This is a genomic window from Variovorax sp. dw_954, assembly GCF_018449755.1.
Taxonomy (GTDB): Bacteria; Pseudomonadota; Gammaproteobacteria; order Burkholderiales; family Burkholderiaceae_C; genus Variovorax.
In genome coordinates this window covers 164,474-182,873 of the sequence record NZ_JAAVVD010000001.1, presented here as the reverse complement: position 1 = coordinate 182,873, position 18,400 = coordinate 164,474, and the positions used below count along the sequence as shown (strand labels likewise).

Below are 18,400 nucleotides of genomic sequence, written 5' to 3'. Positions count from 1 at the left end.
GGAACCATGGCCTCCATTTCACTCCGAGACGCCTCGGTCAACTTTCCGATCTATGGCGCCGGCTCGGCATCGCTGAAGAAAACGCTGGCGTCCTCCGTCACGGGCGGCCGCTTCGGCCAGGACACGGGCGTGCGCGTGGTCCAGGCGTTGGGCAATATCAACCTCGAATTGAAGAGCGGCGACCGCCTCGGCCTGATCGGCCACAACGGCGCGGGCAAGTCGACGCTGCTGCGCACGTTGGCAGGCGTCTACGAGCCGTCGTCCGGCGAATTCGCCCGCACGGGCACCGTCGCCAGCCTGATCGACCCGGCGCTGGGCATCGAGGCCGACGCGACGGGCTTGGAGAACATCATGTTGCGCGGCCTGGTGATGGGCATGAGCAAGCGGCAACTCGACGAGCTGACGCCCGGCATCTGCGAGTTCAGCGGCCTCGGAGACTACGTCAACATGCCGGTACGCACCTACTCCACCGGCATGTTGATGCGCCTGGCATTCTCGATCTCGACCAGCATCGAGGCCGACATCCTTCTGATGGACGAATGGCTGTCGGTCGGCGATGCGGAATTCACCGAGAAGGCCGAGACGCGCATGAAGAACGTCGTGGCCAAGTCGGGTATCTTGGTGCTGGCCTCGCACTCGATGGACCTGATCGCCAAGGAGTGCAATCGCGTGATCTACCTGGAGCACGGGCGCATCGTGGAGCCCACCGAGGCGCAGGTCGAGGCCTTCGTCAAGGCTCAGGCCGCCGCCGCGAAGCGCACACAGCCTGAGCGCGGCATAGCCTGAGTTTTCGCAAGCGCCACCGGCGGTCGTCGGGACGTGCGCTGCGGAACCCGTTCGTCGGACTGCAGGCGCATCGGGGGTGGCTCAGCCCCTGATCTCGGCCAGCCGCCGGGCGATCCGCCGGCCCGCGGCTTCGATCGACAGGTTCGCCTCGGCGCTGGCCTTGGCGCGCGCACCGAGCGCCCGCGCCGCCTCCTGGTCGTCGAACACGCGCCGCATCAGTTCGGCCGCATGCTCCGTCGAAGGCTCGGCCCATTCCAGGTCGGCATGGTAGGGCGGGATGTCGCGGCCGAGCTTCACGAGTTCATGGCGCACCAGCAGGCTGTTGCTCTCGTCCATGAAGTCCACGTTGCCCGAGAAGCCGGTGGCGATCACCGGCTTGCCCATCAGCATCGCCTCGGCCATGGTCAGGCCCAGGCCCTCGCTGCGATGGAGCGACACATACGCGTCGCACGCCTCCATGAGCGAGAGCACTTCATCCGGGCTGTAGACCGCGTTGATCACCTGGATGTTTGCGCCTGCCGCGGCGTCGTGCAGTTCCTGGAGCTGCTGCGGATGCCGCTCACCAAACGAGGTCTTGAGCACCAGGCAAACTGCTTCGTCGGGCCGGAAGGCGGCCTTGAACGCACGGATCAGCCCCAGCGGGTTCTTGCGCTCCATCACGCTCATCATGTGGAAGGTGAAGAGGAAGGTGTAGCGCGACGGGTCCAGCCCGAAGTGGGTGCGCTCGCGCCGCTCGAATGGGGCCAGCTTGACGCCGGGGAACAACGTACGCACGGGAAGCGAAAAGCGTTCGCGCAAGCCGTGCGCCACGAACTCGGTGGCGGCCCAGATCTCGTCGACCTGCCGCGCCTGCACGCTCCAGGACTCGGGCACCGAGTCGAACTCCCAGTACCAGTAGGCGATGCGGTAGGTACGTGGCGTGCGCTCGAACAGGTCGGCACGCGCGTAGGCATCGTCGAAGAACGGTTCGGGCTGCGTGTGGATGATCGTGATGACGTGCGACTCCATGCCGCGGAAGTCGACATGGTGCGGGTCGTCCTTGGCGTCGGTGCGCACGTCGCGCAAGGACGCGCAGAGGCCGACGCTCTCCATCGCATGCACCATCGATTCCACGGACACGCGGAGTCCGGACGGATAGCAGAAGTGGCCGATCACGTTGACGCCCGGCTGCACGAGTGCCTCCGCGACGGCCTGCGCGTCGAGCGCCGCACACCACGCGCGGACATGCTTGGGCAGGCCCGCCTTCGGCGAGGCCAGCCATGCCACCAGGCTCTGCGCCGCCTGCGCATCGTCGAGGGCGCGGGGGTGGGCCGCGCGCCAGGATTCGCGAACCTGGTAGCTCGTGCGGATTTGCTCGGCGGGCGCAACGCCAGGCTCCGGCCAATGGCGCGCGTCGAGCCAGGCCCCGGTGGCGCCGTATTCCGCCGCGAACCGTGTGGCCAGGTCATCCCGGCCGAACAGGGTGCCGCCGTCGGGGTGCAGGGCTTGCCAAGCCGGCGTGAATGCATGCGCCAGTCGCAACTCTCGCGCAGGGTCGTGCGCAGCTTCCAGCAGCAGCCACCAGAGTTGCTCCAGTGGAAGTCCGGTCTGGCGCAGTCCGGTCCGCATGAACCATCGGAACAACGCAGGCATGCCGACCGGTGTCAGGCCGTGAGGCAACACGGCGCGAAGCGCCGCGCTTCCCAGGAAAGCCTGCCGAGCGCAAGCAGAGAAATCGCTCGCCAGCACGCTGGCGACATGCGCCAGCGCCGCTGCGTCGAGGCCAAGTTCCGCTGCACCCGCATGCAGCACCCAATCGCCCCACGCACCCTTCGCACCACCGGCCGGGCCATCGGGAAAGCGCTGCCGGAGATCGGCGCGGCGACGCCAGAGGTCGATGCAGAAGCGCGCGGCGCTCGATGCGTCGGTGATCTCGTCCGGCGCGCAGGGTGGGCACGCGACGCGATCCACAGGCACGTCGGCTCCTTGCGCCAGTTCCGTGTCGTCGAAGAGGTCCAGCACGGCGGGGGCTGGAAGCTCGGCGCCGCTTGCGCGCAGTTCGGCGCGCGAGCGCTCCTGAGCGGCAAGGACCGCCAATTCGTCCGCCTGCGTCTCCATGGCCGCGCGGTCGCGCAGGAAGGCCACGCGCTGGGGCATGCGCCAAGGTGTTGCCAGCCACCACGCGCCCTTGGCGGCCCGGCGCGCATAGCGTGCGAATACGTTATCAACCATGGCGCGCGACGAAATCCTCGTAGGCATGGCGCAGGCCCGTATCGAACGGGGTATGCGCCTTCCATCCCAGTGCCGCGAGGCGGCTCACGTCCAGCAGTTTGCGTGGCGTGCCATCGGGCTTGGTGGCATCGAGCTTGAGTTCGCCCTGGTAGCCGACGGTGGCCTTCACCAGTTCGGCGACCTCGCGGATCGTCACGTCCGTGCCGACGCCGATGTTGATGAGCGGCGTGACATCGGGCCGCGTCAGTTCGGCAAAGCGCTCGTCGGACAGCTCCAGCAGGAAACGCACCGCGTCACCCAGATCCTGCGAGTACATGAATTCCCGCTTGGGCTTGCCCGAGCCCCACACCACGACCGATGGGTCCGACTTGATCTTGGCCTCGTGAAAGCGGCGGATCAGCGCGGGCAGCACATGCGAGTTCTCGGGGTGGTAGCTGTCGCCCGGGCCATACATGTTGGTGGGCATCACCGCGAGATAGTGCGTGCCGTACTGGCGGTTGAAGGCCCAGCATGATTCCACGCCCGCGATCTTGGCCAGCGCATACGGCCGGTTGGTCGCCTCCAGCGGGCCGGTCAACAGGTACTCCTCCTTGATCGGTTGCGGGCAGTCGCGCGGATAGATGCATGACGAGCCCAGGAAGATCATGCGATCGATCCCCGCCTCATGGGCCGCATCGAACACATTGAGCTGGATGCGCAGGTTGTTGTGAAGGAAGTCGACCGGATAGGTAGAGTTGGCCAGGATGCCTCCGACCTTGGCCGCGCACATGACGACATGGTCGGGCCGGTGCTCCAGGAAGAAGGCACGCGTGGCGTCACGATCTTCCAGGTCCAGTTCCGCATGGTTGCGGGTCAATATCTCGTAGCGCGGATTCGCGCGCAGCGCCAGCAGGGTGGCCGAGCCTACGAGCCCGTTGTGCCCCGCGACGAATACCTTGGTTCTTTGCATGAGGTCCGTTGATTCTTGAAATGGTTGCGATGGAAGCATGACCAGCGACTCAGTGACTCAGTTCCCGCGCACCTTGCGGGCCAGCCTGAGCAAAGGATGCCAAAGGAACCGGGTCGCGCGAAAGATCGCAAACTGCTGGGCCATCGCGCGAACGCCACCTTTCCCGCCGCCGTCCGGAGCCGGTGCCAGCGGAGGGTGCTGATACTTGCCGGCATACAGCGCCTCGCTCGGCGTCAGGATGAAGCGCACGAGATCGGCTTCGGCTGCCTCCCAGCGGGCACGTCCCTCGACGGTCCCGCGTCGGGCCTGCGCACCCAGCGCCACCGCATCCGAGAAGTCCAGCGGCCCGGGGTTGCGCGGGTCGTACAGCAGCCCGTTGACGCCCGGCACGATGTATTCGTTCATCGTCCCGAAGTCCGGTGCGACCACGCATTGGCCGCGCCCCATGGCCTCCAGGAAGGACTGGCCGATGCCCTCCTCCAGGCGCGGCGCAAAGTAGACGTTGGCCCGCGCCATCACGGCATTCAGATCGGCCTTGTCCTCGAACCAGGTCGAGGTGGTGATGTGGTGCCGGGCGACATCCCCGGCGGAGGGCGACTGCGGCGGCGCCGTGCCCGGATCGGTCGCGAGGTGGATGTGGAAACTGTCGAAGGCCGTGCCCGAAACGAGCGCCCGGATGGTCTCCCAGGGCAATTGCTGCTCGCGACGCAACCAGAAGAAGCCATGCAGCCCCTGCTGCGGCGGCGCAGCGGTCTCCTGGACCGGCTGGTAATAGCGGATGAGGTGGCTCGCGATGCCGAATGCGGTCGTCATGCAGTGCGTCGCGTTCGAGAAGTTCAGCACCTTGCAACCCTGGAACGGCTCCCAGAAGCTCGACAGGTTGAACAGCGGCCCCTGGCTGAGCCCGAACTGGTCGAGCATCGGGATGTAGATGACGTTGGGATGCACCCGCCGGAAGTACGCGTCCGGCGGCGGGCAATATGACTGGAACATGATGACCACGTCATGCGCCTGCACTTCCGACCAGGCCACGGCCGCGCCGCCGCGCCAGGCGTCATCCCACAGGAGATCGACCTGGTGGCCATGCCGGGCCAGGATCTCCGGCAGGAACGCGGTCGAGCGCGTGGTGCGATGGAAGGAATGGTCAACGTAGGCGACGCGGGCCATGGCGCCTACTTTCGCACCGAGGCATGGAGCCGCTTGGCCAATGCGAAGGCCGTGGGATGGCGGCGCAGGACGTCCTTGAGTGCGGTCTTCACGAGTTGACGGGCGCCGGGAGCGGGCGCGGCCGCGTCGGGGGTGGCGGGCTGCAGGTCCGCCGGATGCCAGAGCGTTTCGAAGGACACCCACCCCAGGGCCTGCATGAGATCGGGATCCGACACATGCCTTGCAAACACATCGCGCAGGAACTCGGTGCGGTGGGTCGGATAATCCCGCAGCTCCGGCACGCCGGCAAACAGGTAGAAGCAGTGGTAGAGCCCGGCCACATCGGTCGGCGAGAGCAGCGGAAAACGTTCCGCCACCACCCGCATGCATTCCATGCTGTGCCCGCGCGCATCGCTCGAGGTTCCACCCAGCGAGTAGTTGACCGTCGCTTCGCGCGTGTAGATGAAGGTCACGGCGGCCTCCATGCAGGTCATGATCCACTTGAAGTCGGCCGCAATCTTGTAGGAGGTGTCGTAGGGACCGGATTTCTCGTAGGCGCCGCGCGTCGCATAGATGCCGTTATGGCAATCGTTCGCGCACATGAAATAGGAGCCGGGGTGGACGAAGGCGGGGTGCCATTCGCGCACTTCGTCCTCGACCTGGACCAGCGCCGCCGTGAACAGCATGGCCGCGCCCGAGCCGTCGCCCATGCGCCGAACCACGATCTCGGCTGCATCGGGTTCCAGCCAGTCGTCGGAATTGAGGACGCAGATCAATTGGCCGCGCGCCAGCGGGATGGCCTTGTTGACGGCGTCGTACAGGCCCTTGTCGGGTTCGGAGGCGTAGTAGTCGAGCTTGTCGGCGTATCGAAGCACGACTTCCATCGTGTCGTCGGTCGAGGCGCCATCGAGGACGATGTGCTCCACGTTGGCATAGGTCTGGGCCTGCACGCTCTCGATGGTTCTGGCCAATGTGCGCGGGTTGTTGCGCACCACGGTGATATAGGACACCAGCGGCGCATCCTCGCTGGCCGACTTGAGCACGCCGCGCGTGCGCAGCCCGCCTTCGACGCGCGCCTTCGTGCTCGAAGCCGGCAGCGCGTCGATCCACGTGGGCCACATCCCGCCCGCTACGGCGGCGGGCATGGGATCGACGCGCCGGAAATGCGGGCCGTGGCTGCCATTGCGATAGTCGACGATGTTCGCCTCCACGATGCCATCGGGCCGGGCATAGCGCGCGGCCAGCGCGCCGGGCGCGAGCACGTGGCGGCGCCGGTTCGAGGGGCGTTCCGTGTGACGCGCGTAGGCCAGGCTCAAGGTCTCCGCCATGATGTCCGCGCAGCGCGCCCAGCTGAACAGCCGCGCACGCTGGATGCCGGCCTGCGACAACTCGCGCCGGTACGTATCCGAAGCCGCGATCTGGCCGATGGCGTCTGCCACGCCGGCAACGTCGTCCGCATCGAACATCAGGCCCGCCTCGCCGACGACCTCGGGCAAGGATGAGTTGTCGGAGCAGATGACCGGCGTGCCGCATGCCATGGCTTCCAGGGGCGGCAGGCCAAAGCCCTCGTAGCGGGAGAGATAGACGAAGCAGTTGGCGTCGCTGTAGAGCGCGGAAAGATCCTCGTCGTCCACAAAGCCCGTCAGGACGATGCGGTGCCGCCATTTGGCAGCGGCCGAGAGCGCCTCGTTCATCCGCTCCAGCTTCCAGCCCGACATGCCCGACAGCACCAGGTGCATCTCGCTCGCATCATCCGCCTCCAGGTGGCGGACGAAGGCATTGACGACCTGCTCCAGGTTCTTGCGAATCTCGAGCGTGGCCAGGCTCAGGACGTAGGGCACGCCGGCGGGAATGCCGTATCGGGCGCGCATCGCCACCTTCTTTTCCTCGTCTTCGCAGGGCCGGAAGGCGGTGCCTGCCGCCAGCGGAATCACCGTGACCTGCCGCGGGCTGAGGTCCGGCCGGGCCGCCAGCAGGTCGTTCTTGGTGGACTCCGAGATCGCGAAGATGACGGTGTGATCGTGCAGGCTGTCGACGATGGCACGCACCTCGGCCGCGGCGACTTCCGGGAAGTACTCCGGCCGATTGATGCCGATCAGGTCGTAGACGATGTGCGCGTGCAGGACGCGGTGATCGGTCAGCCAGGCCTTGGGCGCCACGCCGAACGGCGAGAGGAGGATGTCGGCGTCGTCGGAGGGTTGGTGATCGGGGGCCTGATGGCTCGGGCCGGGCAATCGACTCGCGTTCGGATAGGTCGCAGCGCGTGCTTCATCGCCATCCCGATAGAACAGCCGCGTATCGAATCGCCCGGAGGAGGCCAGCAACGGAAAGACCTCATCACAAACTCGATAGACCCCTGTCTTCACGCCTTGGGCCAGTACGTACATGTCAAGGGCCAGGCGCGGGTTCGATTCACTCATCGTTTTCAATCAATCCAATTCATTCGTTGGCCCGGGGGGTCATCCCCGCCGGGTCGCAAGATCCCCGCACTTGCTTGGCCTTCGTGTCGATCCGGCGCGTCCTTTCGGCTGATCCGCGGCGTGCCGCATCTATTGTGGCGAACTGCGCCGCGCCGACGCTCGTCGCAGCAAATGTCGGCGGGCTCATCGGGTCCGGATGCCAGAAACAATCGCCGTGCATCTTTCGACATTTGTGATTTGAGAGTTTACGGAAGATGGTGAACGCAGTCGCCGGAGGGCGGCACGATGCGGCGTTTCGCACTGCCCCCACAGCCGCGCCAAGCATTCTTTGCGGCAAAATCGATTGATTCCGAGCAGGGTTCATAGGCCAATTGGTCTATGACTTCACTCGCCACAGTTATCAAAGGACAACAATGAAGAAACGCGCTGTAGTGACGGGGATTACGGGCCAGGATGGCGCCTATCTGGCCGCACTCCTGCTGGACAAGGGCTACGTGGTCTACGGCACCTATCGCCGGACGAGTTCAGTCAACTTCTGGCGCATCGAGGAAGTCGGCATCCAGAACAATCCCGACCTGCACCTCGTCGAATACGACCTGACCGACCTGGGCAGTTCGCTCGGCCTCATCAAGACCGCCGAACCGGACGAGGTCTACAACCTCGCGGCCCAGAGCTTCGTCGGCGTCAGCTTCGACCAGCCGACGACCACGGCCCAGATCACGGCCATCGGTGCGCTGCATCTGCTTGAAGCCATTCGCTTGATCAACCCGAAGATCAAGTTCTACCAAGCCAGCACCTCGGAGATGTTCGGCAAGGTGCAGGCGATTCCGCAGGTCGAGGAGACGCCCTTCTATCCGCGCAGTCCGTACGGCGTGGCCAAGCTGTACGCGCACTGGATCACCGTCAACTACCGCGAGAGCTACGGCATCTTCGGCAGCAGCGGCATCCTGTTCAACCACGAGAGCCCGCTGCGCGGCCGCGAGTTCGTCACCCGCAAGATCACCGACAGCGTGGCCAAGATCAAACTCGGCAAGCTCGACGTGCTGGAGTTGGGCAACCTCGACGCCAAGCGTGACTGGGGCTTTGCCAAGGAATACGTCGAAGGCATGTGGCTGATGCTGCAGGCCGCCGAGCCCGACACTTTCGTGCTGGCCACCAACCGGACCGAGACCGTGCGCGACTTCGTGCGGATGGCGTTCAAGGGCGCGGGCATCGCGATCGACTTCAAAGGCTCGGGCGAAGCCGAGTCGGCGGTCGACACGGCCACCGGCAAGACCGTCATGCGCATCAACCCCAAGTTCTACCGTCCGGCCGAGGTGGAACTGCTGATCGGCAACCCGGCCCGGGCCAAGGCCAAGCTGGGCTGGGAGCCCAAGACCACGCTGGAGCAACTCTGCCAGATGATGGTGGAGGCCGACTTGCGGCGCAACACGCAAGGTTTCTCGTTTTGAGAATCCTCGTCACCGGCGCCGACGGATTCACCGGACGCACATTCGGCGCCCGTGCGCGCGAGGCCGGTCACGAGGTGGTTCCCCTTCGCAGCAACCTCAAGGATCTAGAGGGGTTGAGACGCGAGGTCGGGACGATCCATCCCGACGCCGTGGTGCACCTGGCGGGCATCGCCTTCGTGGCGCATGCCAGCGACGACGCGTTCTACGCGGTCAACGTCGTGGGCACCACCAACCTGCTCGATGCGCTGGCGCGGCTCCCGGTGGCGCCGACCATGGTCCTGCTGGCCAGTAGCGCGAACGTCTACGGCAACTGCAAGCAGTCGCCCATCGGTGAGACGCAAGCGCCTGCGCCGGTGAACCACTACGGCATGAGCAAGCTGGCCATGGAGTACATGGCCCGCACCTACATGGACCGCTTGCGCGTGGTGATCGCCCGCCCGTTCAACTACACCGGGCCCGGTCAGGACGTGAACTTCCTGATTCCCAAGCTGGCGAAGCACTTTGCGCACCACGCGCCGGCCATCTCGCTCGGAAACCTGCATGTGGAGCGCGAGTTCAACGACGTGCGCACGGTGTGCGACGCCTATCTTTCGCTGCTGGCGCATGGTGAGCCAGGACAGACCTACAACGTTTGCTCAGGCCGGCCGTACAACCTGCAGCATGTGGTCGATCTCTTCGCACGGCTGACGGGCCATGCGATACGCGTGTCGGTCGATCCGGAATTCGTGCGGCCCAATGAAGTCCATCGCCTCTGCGGCGACCCGTCGAGGTTGGTGGCCCTGCTGACGAGGTCCGGTGTTCGCCTGGATGTGCCGCCGCTGGAAGAGACGCTGGAGCGAATGCTGGCCGTTGCTGGTCGCCGCGACCCAGTGACTTGATCTGACGCATTGCCTGCGCCTTCGCCTGCGCGGTCTTACGCTGCTGGCTCTCTAGCGTGAGCTGCTCGGGCTCGGCGTCGCTGAGAACAAGTTTGCTTTGGTCTGCCTCTCATGATCAACCTATTTGTGTTGCCATACGTCCATGGCATAGTTGGCGTACGGGAGGCTAGCGCCTGCCCCGCACTGCCCCTCAAATCGCATGTGACATATCGCAAACTTTGTGACGAGGTGCATCCGGTCGGCAGTTTGGAAGCACGGCACTCCAAAGCTGCCGCCGAACGCGGTTGCTAGCGGATTCAATCATGGAAGCACATGTAATCTGGTTGACCAGACTTTCTAATTGCGGCAGTTTCACCCTTGCGGGAAGCATACGAGCACGCTTGGCAGGCTTTGATGTTGCGGCCGCCGTACTCGATGAGGTCGAGTTCTAACGGGGGCTGAGCCGCGACCCGGGTTATGGTGAAGCAGACCGCCGCAAGAACATCCGACGCATTGCTGAGAGCGCGCGCGTTTTGAGTCGCCAGGAGCTCATGGCAACCGTGTCGGTCATCTCGCCGCACCGTAGCCATGGGGCGTTGGCGCGCGCAATCATCGGCACTGCATACCGCGAGGTTTACGTCTATGCACGCATCGAGCGACTGCTGTCATTAGTCGAACCTCCGGTGAGCGAATCAGCGACACAGCAGGAAACGCAGACATGAAGCACCATTTGCTCATTGCCGGCACAGGTCGTGCAGGCACCACTTTTCTTGTGCAATATCTAGCGGCCTGCGGCTTGGAGACGCAACTGTCCTGCGGGGACAGCCACCTCTACGATGAGAACGCTCAGGCTGGCCTGGAGGACATACTGCTCGGCCAAGCGAACGCGCCTTACGTGTGCAAGTCGCCTTGGCTGTTCGAGTTTGTCGAACGGCTACTCGGGGATCGAAATATCGCTATTGATGCAGTGATTATTCCTATGCGCAGCTTGGTCGAGGCCGCCACGAGCCGCGTAGTCAACGAGATGCGGGGGCGCTATGCTGCCAATGGCATGGCCGAAGACGCCTTGTACTGGAGTACTTGGGCTACGGTGCCCGGCGGTGTGGTGTATTCACTCAATCCGATCGATCAAGCGCGCGTGCTTGCGATGGGTTTTCACCATCTACTGCATGCCCTCGTGCGGCACGAAGTGCCGGTAGTGTTTTTAGATTTTCCGCGCCTCGTAGAAGATGCGCAGTACCTCTACAGGAGCCTCCATCCGGTGCTCGGCGACAAAGTCGATAGGAAGCGCGCGCTTGCAGAGCATGCACGACTCGCCGCGCCCGGCAAGGTACGGATCGGGCGAGAGCTTGCGAACGTGTCGAGCGGGAAGGCCAGGACTTCGGTGCCGCGCGTCCTGGCGAGCGACGCTTTTCCGTCGCACGATACGCTTGATCGCATTGCGCTCTTGCGCGAACTTGAAAAGGCTCGCGCCGCAACGCACGACGCGCAGAAGCAGCTTTATACCGCGCAGGCGCAGCAAGCCGCTGCGCTTGCAAGTTTGGACAACGAGAGCCACATTGCTCAACAATTACGCGGTGAACTGGCGGCAGCCGGGCGGGAATGTGCGCGGCTCTTTGCCGAACTCAAGCAGACGGGCGCGGCCTTGGAGGTTGCGCTTGCCGCACAGGCGCGCAGTCGCGACGAGTTGGGTGCGCTCCTGCAGGCTCTCGCGACTGCCACGCACGAACGCGAATTCGCGGAGGCGCGGAAAGCACAGGCCGAGTACCAGCGCGATGCGCTGAAGGCATCAACTTCCTGGCGCATCACTGCGCCGCTGCGCGGCGTGTCAACCTTCTTGCGCGGGGGTACAAAGGCACGCTAACAGCTATAAAGTTAACAATCAAAATCGCTTGACACTTTCCGGCATGTCGCCGGGACCTTGGACCCAGTGACAGGTCCAGAGATGTGTGACACGTCGAATTCACGTCTCGGTGAGCATTGCAAAACCAGCACTCGACCTAATTTGTCCGAATTACCACACGGAGCACACCAAATACACGTTCTACCGCAAATAACAGGCGAACCGCTTGCGCGCCCGTGTCTTGCGCGCACATGGTCACGACACTAAAGGTTCGCCCCCTATCCGTTAATCGGCAATTATGGCCAAAGCTTCCACGGTGCGTTGCCACTAACCCAGAGCTTCGTGAGAAATTCTTTATCGCGTAGCGTATCCATGGGCTGCCAGAAATCTTCGTGGTTCCACGAAGCCAACTCACCGCGCCGCGCCAATTCCTCCATAGGGGAACGCTCCCATATCGTGAAGTCGTCGGCGATTAAATCTATCACAGACGGTTGAAGCACAAAAAAGCCGCCATTAATAAAGCCACTTTCTGTCTGTGGCTTTTCTTCGAACTCGATCACACGATTACCGTCAATCAAAAGATTGCCAAACCGCGCCGGAGGCCGCACAGAGGCGACAGTCGCCATTAAGCCATGACTGCGATGGAATTCAATTTCCGCCCTTATATCAACATTGGAGAGACCATCGCCATATGTCATGCAAAATGGCTCATCCAGATCAAGATAATTTCGCACACGTCGTAGACGCCCTCCGGTCATGCTACTTTCGCCCGTATCTACCAACGTCAACCGCCAAGATTCTGCACGTTGCGTGTGATACTTCACTGTATTACTAGCCAAATCAAACGTTATGTCGGAATTATGAAGAAAATAATTGGCAAAATATTCTTTGATAATGTAGCCTTTATAGCCAAGACAAACAATAAAATCATTGATGCCAAATTGGCTGTAGAACTTCATAATATGCCAGAGGATAGGTCGATCACCGATTTCCACCATAGGCTTTGGGCGGATGGATGTTTCCTCAGCAAGCCGTGTTCCAAAGCCGCCCGCCAGAATTACACATTTCATTCTTTACCCTTAATCAAGAGTGCCTCAACAAGCAGAATAAAAAGACGAAGCCGTCCAGCAATTTAAGCCTTGTCAGAAAGCAAAGCATGAAGGAGCGGCGCCTGATGAATTGGAATTGCTTGAGTGCGGGTGTAACCGGCACCGTCGAAATCTGCACTTGGGTCATATCCGGATCGCCAACCCACGGTTAAATAATGGGCTATCGGATTGCCACGTTCCTCGAGCGCCTCCGGATGTTTAGTCAAATAATAAACGGGATCAAACCGACCACTTTTACGGATCAACTGAATTTCCTCCAGCAGCCTTGTCCGCCCAGCTGGAAACATAGCCCGAGACAAGCGCTTTAATCCGAGACGGCTCAGTACCGCTTCCCACCAATGAGCAGCCGGAGGCGGAATATCCATGGCGCGACGGCACAGATCGACCACGAGCTGGTCCTTGTCTTCCAATTCCTTATCGAACACCTTAAATCGCGAGATCACCTCTTGATCTCTAGCAATGAGCCGACGGCGAAAACCAGATACATAGCCTTGGAGCTTCTCGCACTCTTGCTCAGATGAAGCCAATTCGTCCATCGACTTCTTCAACTTATGCTGCACCTCCTCCAACTTTTTATCCACAGCACTAAGCTCGTCACGCCAAGCATGCTGCGCTTCCTCTAACTTCTTCTCTGCCGCGCCTAGCTCATTGCGCCTGGCGTGCTCGACCTCCTCCAACTTCTTTTCCACGGCACCAAGTTCGTCGCGCCATGCATGAAAACGCGCGAAAGGATTGCCATCCTGAGCAAAAGATAGTGGCCCAGTCCCATTATATTTTTTGAAATCTTTAGTAATAGCCTCGTCGGCCCCCGCTATTATGCGCTCGCCCAGAGTCACTCGACTCGTTTCGGCCTTTCTGATCACGCAAACTGAATTGAAAAACTGAACAGAATAAATAGACGCGAGCCACTCTTCCGCGTCGTCAGACAAAACCCCGGGGAAAGCCTCGTCTATAAATTGACGTCGCGTTTTAGCGACGCCCCAATGCTCAAAATTAATAATATCAGCCAATAGTTTTAGAAACGACTGAGCTGATTTTTCATTGTGAAGACCGCCACCAAAATCTTGCCAATACGAGCAATGCAAGTCTTCAATAATAAAGATCCCATTAGCCTTTAGACACGGAAAATAAAGTGAAAAATTCCGAACAATGTCATCTGACTTGTGCGAGCCATCATCAATAATGAAGTCGAACGAACCGCATATATCTAAAATCTCTTGCTTGGTGGCTGGCGCACCGGCATCTCCAACGACGACGTGAATATTTTCTTCGCGGAACTCAAGATTTCGACAATCGGGATTAATATCGCAGCCAATGATACATTTCGCATTTGGAAAATAGGCTGCGTGAGATTCCAACGATCCGCCATTCTGGACTCCAATTTCGAAGAGCGAAATCGAATCACTCCGCAACGCATCAAAGTACGCCTCGTAGATCGGCAAATAGCTGCTCCACTTGTCCGAAAGCTTTCCGCGGTGCCCACGAACGACATCCTCGCAGCTAGGAAGGCGGTTGACGCTATTAGACACAGTATGGACTCCGCAGGCGGATAGGAACACCCCAATTAATTCGAAAAAATGTCACGAGCCGCCCCAATGAAACAGTAAATTTAGAACGAACGTCGGCACCACGGCGCTGACCACAAAAAAAAAACAGATCCAGTTCTAGCGGGAACGAACGATTAGCAGACGGACCCAAACAAGTCATATATCCTAGTCGAAGCACTCTGCTAGAGTCATTCACCCCGTATAACAACCGCGCGCAATCCTCTGCGGAAAACTTCAGCATGAGGAGCTAAAAACCAACCAATACGGCCAAATCGGATGTAAAACCGCAGGCGCCTCGGAGCGGAATTGCACCTTTGTCCTTCTTCAGATTGCGCTATTTCGAACAAAATTCGTATTTTTCTCGCTCCCGATTGCAATCGACCTAGAAAGTGCAGTTCGCCACCAGGATCAGGATGCCGAAGAAGCAGAGTGTGATAGCACGCCGCAACGAATTCACACCCGTTCAATGACAAAATTCGGTCAAGAGTAAGCCGCTCGATCGGACGAGGAGGAGACGCGGGCGGTACGATTAAGTCACCAGCCCGCAATGCTGGCGGCGCGGTATTATACAAATCGCAGCAATTTTGCAAAACGAGGTTGATCTGCGCAACATTTCTGTCCCAAGTTAGGCCTTGGACAAAGTTCCGGCATTTCTCAGACATGTCCTGACGAAGCTTGACATCTTCCACCAAGCAGGTAAGCGCAGGCACAATCTCGTCGGCCGATTTAATCAGGATGGCGGTTACACCCTGACATGTAATCTCGCTATGCGGCCCCACATCATATGCAACCACAGGAGTTCCCTGGTACTGCGCCTCAACCAGCGCCAGATTAAATCCTTCCCACTTAGAAAGATTTAACAAAACATCGGCAGCGGCATACGCCACACCCATTTCCGACGCAGGATGATTAGGTAATGCAATCACACCCAGCGCGTCAAGGTGCTGCCGCTCCTTCTCGTGAACCTTACCGAGAAGCGCAACTTTAACATGTGGCGCAATCGTTTTAATGTCAGGAAGCACCTCGCGCAATTCCAGAAACCCCTTGTAAGGCTGCTCGTCTGCGGCAAACTGCATACGCCCTACCCATAAGATCAAACACTCGCCTTCATCAACGCCAATAGAACGGCGGAATGCTAAAGCAGATTGACGATCAACGCTTTCATAATGATCCGCACCGAGCAAAGCCACCTTGGAATAACGTTGAACGGATTCAGGCAACCAACTATGGATGTCGTGAGAGATTGAGACGATTGCATCCGACGAGCGTAAAAAGCTGAAATTATTTCTGAAATGCTCAGAGACCATCTTCCATAAACCATAGGCGACGTCAACGTTGAAGAAATGACTCGGAGGGCTACCATATTCGACTAACACAACTGGCCGTTCTAGAAAACGTATCCATCCGTAAAACGGAGGCGTATGCAATATCCAAACGTCGAAGTCTTCAGCTCTAATACTTTGCAGAAGTTTTCGCGCCCCAGATGGCGAAGAATAGTCGCTAACGTCGGGCGCGGCATCTGACAAAACATGCAGACCGTAGTGATCTCCCTTGGCAGAAGGATCTGCCCGCATTACGAAGACGCTCACATCGTGGCCGAGCCCACCAAGGCGCCTTGCTTGCTCATGGACGACAAGGTCAACACCAAAGCCGAGGAGCATACGCTCAGTTAACATACCAATTTTCATCGCGACAGATCTCTGACGCCAAGGAGATTGCCCCGTTCCGCGAGATCGGGCCGAACGTGGCCGCTCTGCCAGGTCCGTTTGAATAGTGATTGCTTTGTTCCCGCGTCGGCTAGCGCAAAATCGTCAGTCCTGTTATCGAGAATTAGAAGATTGCTTTGATTGCCTTGACGAAACGTGTCACTGACCGGCCAAAAAGGGGGTGAATATCCTCGGCCGTTTTTCCCAACCACCAATATATCTTGCGCGCGCTGTAAAATGTAGCTGGTGAAACTGCCCGAGCCTGTTTCCAGCAAATAGGTATCCTCTTTTGTTACAAGAGCACGGCCTCGGCGCGCTGATAAAAAATCGCGTCGGCGCATCATAAATCCATTGGACCGGACATGGACATTTGGATAGCCGTTATTTTCTACGCTAGGATGCGGACTCATCTCGAATGATCCGGTTGCGCCCACCAGACCCACATCGGGAAGCCTCAAATTGACATAAAGTTTCTTCAGCCAATCGTCACCATTTACGCGACTATACGTGTTGAGAAAACACAGATATTCGCAGGAAATTTGGGGAGCGGCCTCAAAATATGCACCTATATCCAACCCCTCGTCACCAGTAAAAATAGGCGTGTATTCTACGCTGTCAAAAATCTTGCGCGTATTTACACAGGCCGCAGCGCTATCAAACCCTTTGAAGATGATATAGAGACGATGATCGATACCAGCAAGGTACGTACAATATGATTCGAAAAAACGGTGATACGGATTTATCATTCTTCTTGCCCGCCCCCAAGCAAGGTACACGACGGCCACTTCAACACTTTGATCTTTTCGATCCAGCATAATCATATTGACCTGCAATTATTAGAAAAAGCGAAAGTTGCACGGATTTGTGATAACCAACGCGCGTTGTAATATGGATCAACAACGCGATGCCCCCAGCGATTCATAAAAATATCGCGATCCTCAATGCGGTATGGATTATTCGCCGATACGGACTCAAAATGAATAAGCTCAGCGCCCGGCTCGTAAACAACCGTCAAACCTTTTTCAACGAGTTTGTAGCAAAGATCAATATCATTAAAACATAGTGGCAAATTTTCGTCATATCCGCCTACCTCTCGGTAGTAACGTGCCGTGGTCATAGTCAATGCCCCGGTCACCGACAAATAATTGCGAGCACCAGCGTTGCTGAAGAAGTACCCAGAATCACGGCGCGAAATCCATCTCGTCACATGATCGGGATGCCCAAGAATGGAAACCACGCCCGCATGTTGAATCGTCATATCAGGATAAAGCAAGCGGGCGCCGACGGCGCCTACGTGAGGCTTCTCAAAGTGCACGAGCAACCTCTCAATCCAATCACACGTCAAAACTTCCGTATCGTCATTCAACAACAACAGGATTTCTCCGGCAGCACACGCCGCTCCCATATTGAGTTTTCTAGAGATGTTTACTTGGCTGTCGCGATAGGTGACATATCTGATTGGAAATGCCTTGATATGGGCGAGTCGATTTCGATCCAGATCACCGTTGTCGACCACAACAACTTCAATATTCGCGTACGTCGACATTGCCGCGATGGAACTTAAGCAAGCCGCAATCAAATCACGCGGTCGCCCATTGATCAGTACAATTTTAGCCGCTGTCGGAATCACAATTGAAACGAGCGGAAGCGACTTCAAATCGACCGCCATGCGATAGCAAGAACGGCCCGCTATTACCGCCTCCGCATGTCCGGTCCGGCCCGTTCGGCTCAAGCGCCCGGTGAGCGCGGCGACATTCTTCGCCTGCATCGATTCATCGAGAGGGGCGTCCAAGGCAGCACGGCGATGCAGCAATATCTGAGGAATATGCGCTATACACGTCGCCCGTTCGCAAACGCGCAAAACAAGATCGTATTGACAGTCAACCGTAGCAAGAAGTTCTTTTGCCAGACTGAGTGCGTAACACGCCGACGATCCAATGTAATTCGTCGCCTCTAAGTAATCGGGACTCCACTCCGGCTTGAAAAATGGATCACAGCGCCCGCTGCTTCCCCACGTATCTTCGTCGCAATAAAGCAGCTGGCAGGAATGGTCGGCATTTAAGCGGCTTGCAAATTCATAGAGCGCGCGAAAATGCAAGCGATCTCCAGCTTGCAGCCAAATGAGATACGCGTTACCGCATTCGGCCGCTGCGGCTTTTTCCAAAGAATGAGCAATAAACGTGACCGGATAGACTTGATTGACACAGGTGGCACGCGTTGTAGCGATATCGTCGACAGATCCATTTTCGATAACAACAATGAAATTCGGACGAAAACACATTGTCTGAATATGACAATGCACTTCGCGCTGCTCCAAAGCAGCGTGCCGGTCATACTCCACGACATAATTGTCATAGTCAAACATGCTTTACCTC

At 59.1% G+C, this 18,400-nt stretch carries 13 protein-coding genes; 4 read left to right on the top strand and 9 right to left on the bottom strand.

Features of this window, described 5'->3' with window-relative positions; all coding sequences use genetic code 11:
• The first annotated feature begins 6 nt into the window (after nucleotides 1–6).
• The gene (locus HB681_RS00855) at nucleotides 7–786 is read left to right on the top strand and encodes an ABC transporter ATP-binding protein (RefSeq protein WP_213952851.1); all 780 of its coding nucleotides are present in this window, start codon (nucleotides 7–9) and stop codon (nucleotides 784–786) included.
• 81 nt (nucleotides 787–867) lie between these two features.
• On the opposite strand, the gene HB681_RS00850 is transcribed toward HB681_RS00855, so the two are convergent.
• From HB681_RS00850 to HB681_RS00835, 4 genes are read right to left on the bottom strand one after another with little or no spacing between them, the layout of a single operon-like run.
• Nucleotides 868–2,997 (bottom strand): glycosyltransferase, encoded by a 2,130-nt coding sequence (locus HB681_RS00850; RefSeq protein ID WP_256734779.1) that lies wholly within the window; start codon nucleotides 2,995–2,997, stop codon nucleotides 868–870.
• Nucleotides 2,990–3,946, bottom strand: coding sequence for a GDP-L-fucose synthase (locus tag HB681_RS00845; protein WP_213952849.1), 957 nt, complete (start codon nucleotides 3,944–3,946; stop codon nucleotides 2,990–2,992). Before HB681_RS00845 ends, HB681_RS00850 begins: the two co-directional genes overlap by 8 nt.
• A gap of 57 nt (nucleotides 3,947–4,003) precedes the next feature.
• Nucleotides 4,004–5,113, bottom strand: a complete 1,110-nt coding sequence (locus HB681_RS00840) for a glycosyltransferase family 4 protein (protein ID WP_213952848.1) — start codon at nucleotides 5,111–5,113, stop codon at nucleotides 4,004–4,006.
• A 5-nt stretch (nucleotides 5,114–5,118) separates the two neighbouring features.
• The gene (locus HB681_RS00835) at nucleotides 5,119–7,512 is read right to left on the bottom strand and encodes a glycosyltransferase (RefSeq protein ID WP_213952847.1); all 2,394 of its coding nucleotides are present in this window, start codon (nucleotides 7,510–7,512) and stop codon (nucleotides 5,119–5,121) included.
• 413 nt (nucleotides 7,513–7,925) lie between these two features.
• On the opposite strand from HB681_RS00835, the gene gmd reads away from it, so the two are divergent.
• The 3 genes from gmd (at nucleotide 7,926) to HB681_RS00815 (ending at nucleotide 11,684) form a co-directional block, all read left to right on the top strand.
• A complete protein-coding gene (gmd, locus tag HB681_RS00830; RefSeq protein ID WP_213952846.1) occupies nucleotides 7,926–8,963 on the top strand; it encodes a GDP-mannose 4,6-dehydratase in 1,038 nt (345 codons plus the stop codon).
• A complete protein-coding gene (locus tag HB681_RS00825) occupies nucleotides 8,960–9,841 on the top strand; it encodes a GDP-mannose 4,6-dehydratase (RefSeq protein ID WP_213952845.1) in 882 nt (293 codons plus the stop codon). Before gmd ends, HB681_RS00825 begins: the two co-directional genes overlap by 4 nt.
• Nucleotides 9,842–10,538: 697 nt before the next feature.
• On the top strand, nucleotides 10,539–11,684 hold the full coding sequence (locus HB681_RS00815) for a hypothetical protein (RefSeq protein ID WP_213952844.1): 1,146 nt from the start codon (nucleotides 10,539–10,541) through the stop codon (nucleotides 11,682–11,684).
• Nucleotides 11,685–11,959: 275 nt separating this feature from the next.
• On the opposite strand, the gene rfbF is transcribed toward HB681_RS00815, so the two are convergent.
• The 5 genes from rfbF to HB681_RS00790 form a co-directional block, all read right to left on the bottom strand.
• A complete protein-coding gene (rfbF, locus tag HB681_RS00810) occupies nucleotides 11,960–12,733 on the bottom strand; it encodes a glucose-1-phosphate cytidylyltransferase (RefSeq protein WP_213952843.1) in 774 nt (257 codons plus the stop codon).
• Between the two features lie 62 nt (nucleotides 12,734–12,795).
• Nucleotides 12,796–14,214, bottom strand: coding sequence for a class I SAM-dependent methyltransferase (locus tag HB681_RS00805; RefSeq protein ID WP_213952842.1), 1,419 nt, complete (start codon nucleotides 14,212–14,214; stop codon nucleotides 12,796–12,798).
• 293 nt (nucleotides 14,215–14,507) lie between these two features.
• Entirely contained in the window at nucleotides 14,508–16,007 is a 1,500-nt protein-coding gene (locus HB681_RS00800; protein ID WP_213952841.1) for a glycosyltransferase, read from the bottom strand.
• Nucleotides 16,004–16,846 (bottom strand): hypothetical protein, encoded by an 843-nt coding sequence (locus HB681_RS00795; protein ID WP_213952840.1) that lies wholly within the window; start codon nucleotides 16,844–16,846, stop codon nucleotides 16,004–16,006. Before HB681_RS00795 ends, HB681_RS00800 begins: the two co-directional genes overlap by 4 nt.
• Nucleotides 16,843–18,390: a glycosyltransferase gene (locus HB681_RS00790; RefSeq protein ID WP_213952839.1), complete on the bottom strand. Its 1,548-nt coding sequence runs from the start codon at nucleotides 18,388–18,390 to the stop codon at nucleotides 16,843–16,845. The genes HB681_RS00795 and HB681_RS00790 overlap by 4 nt, the downstream gene beginning before the upstream one ends.
• Between the last annotated feature and the right edge of the window lie 10 nt (nucleotides 18,391–18,400).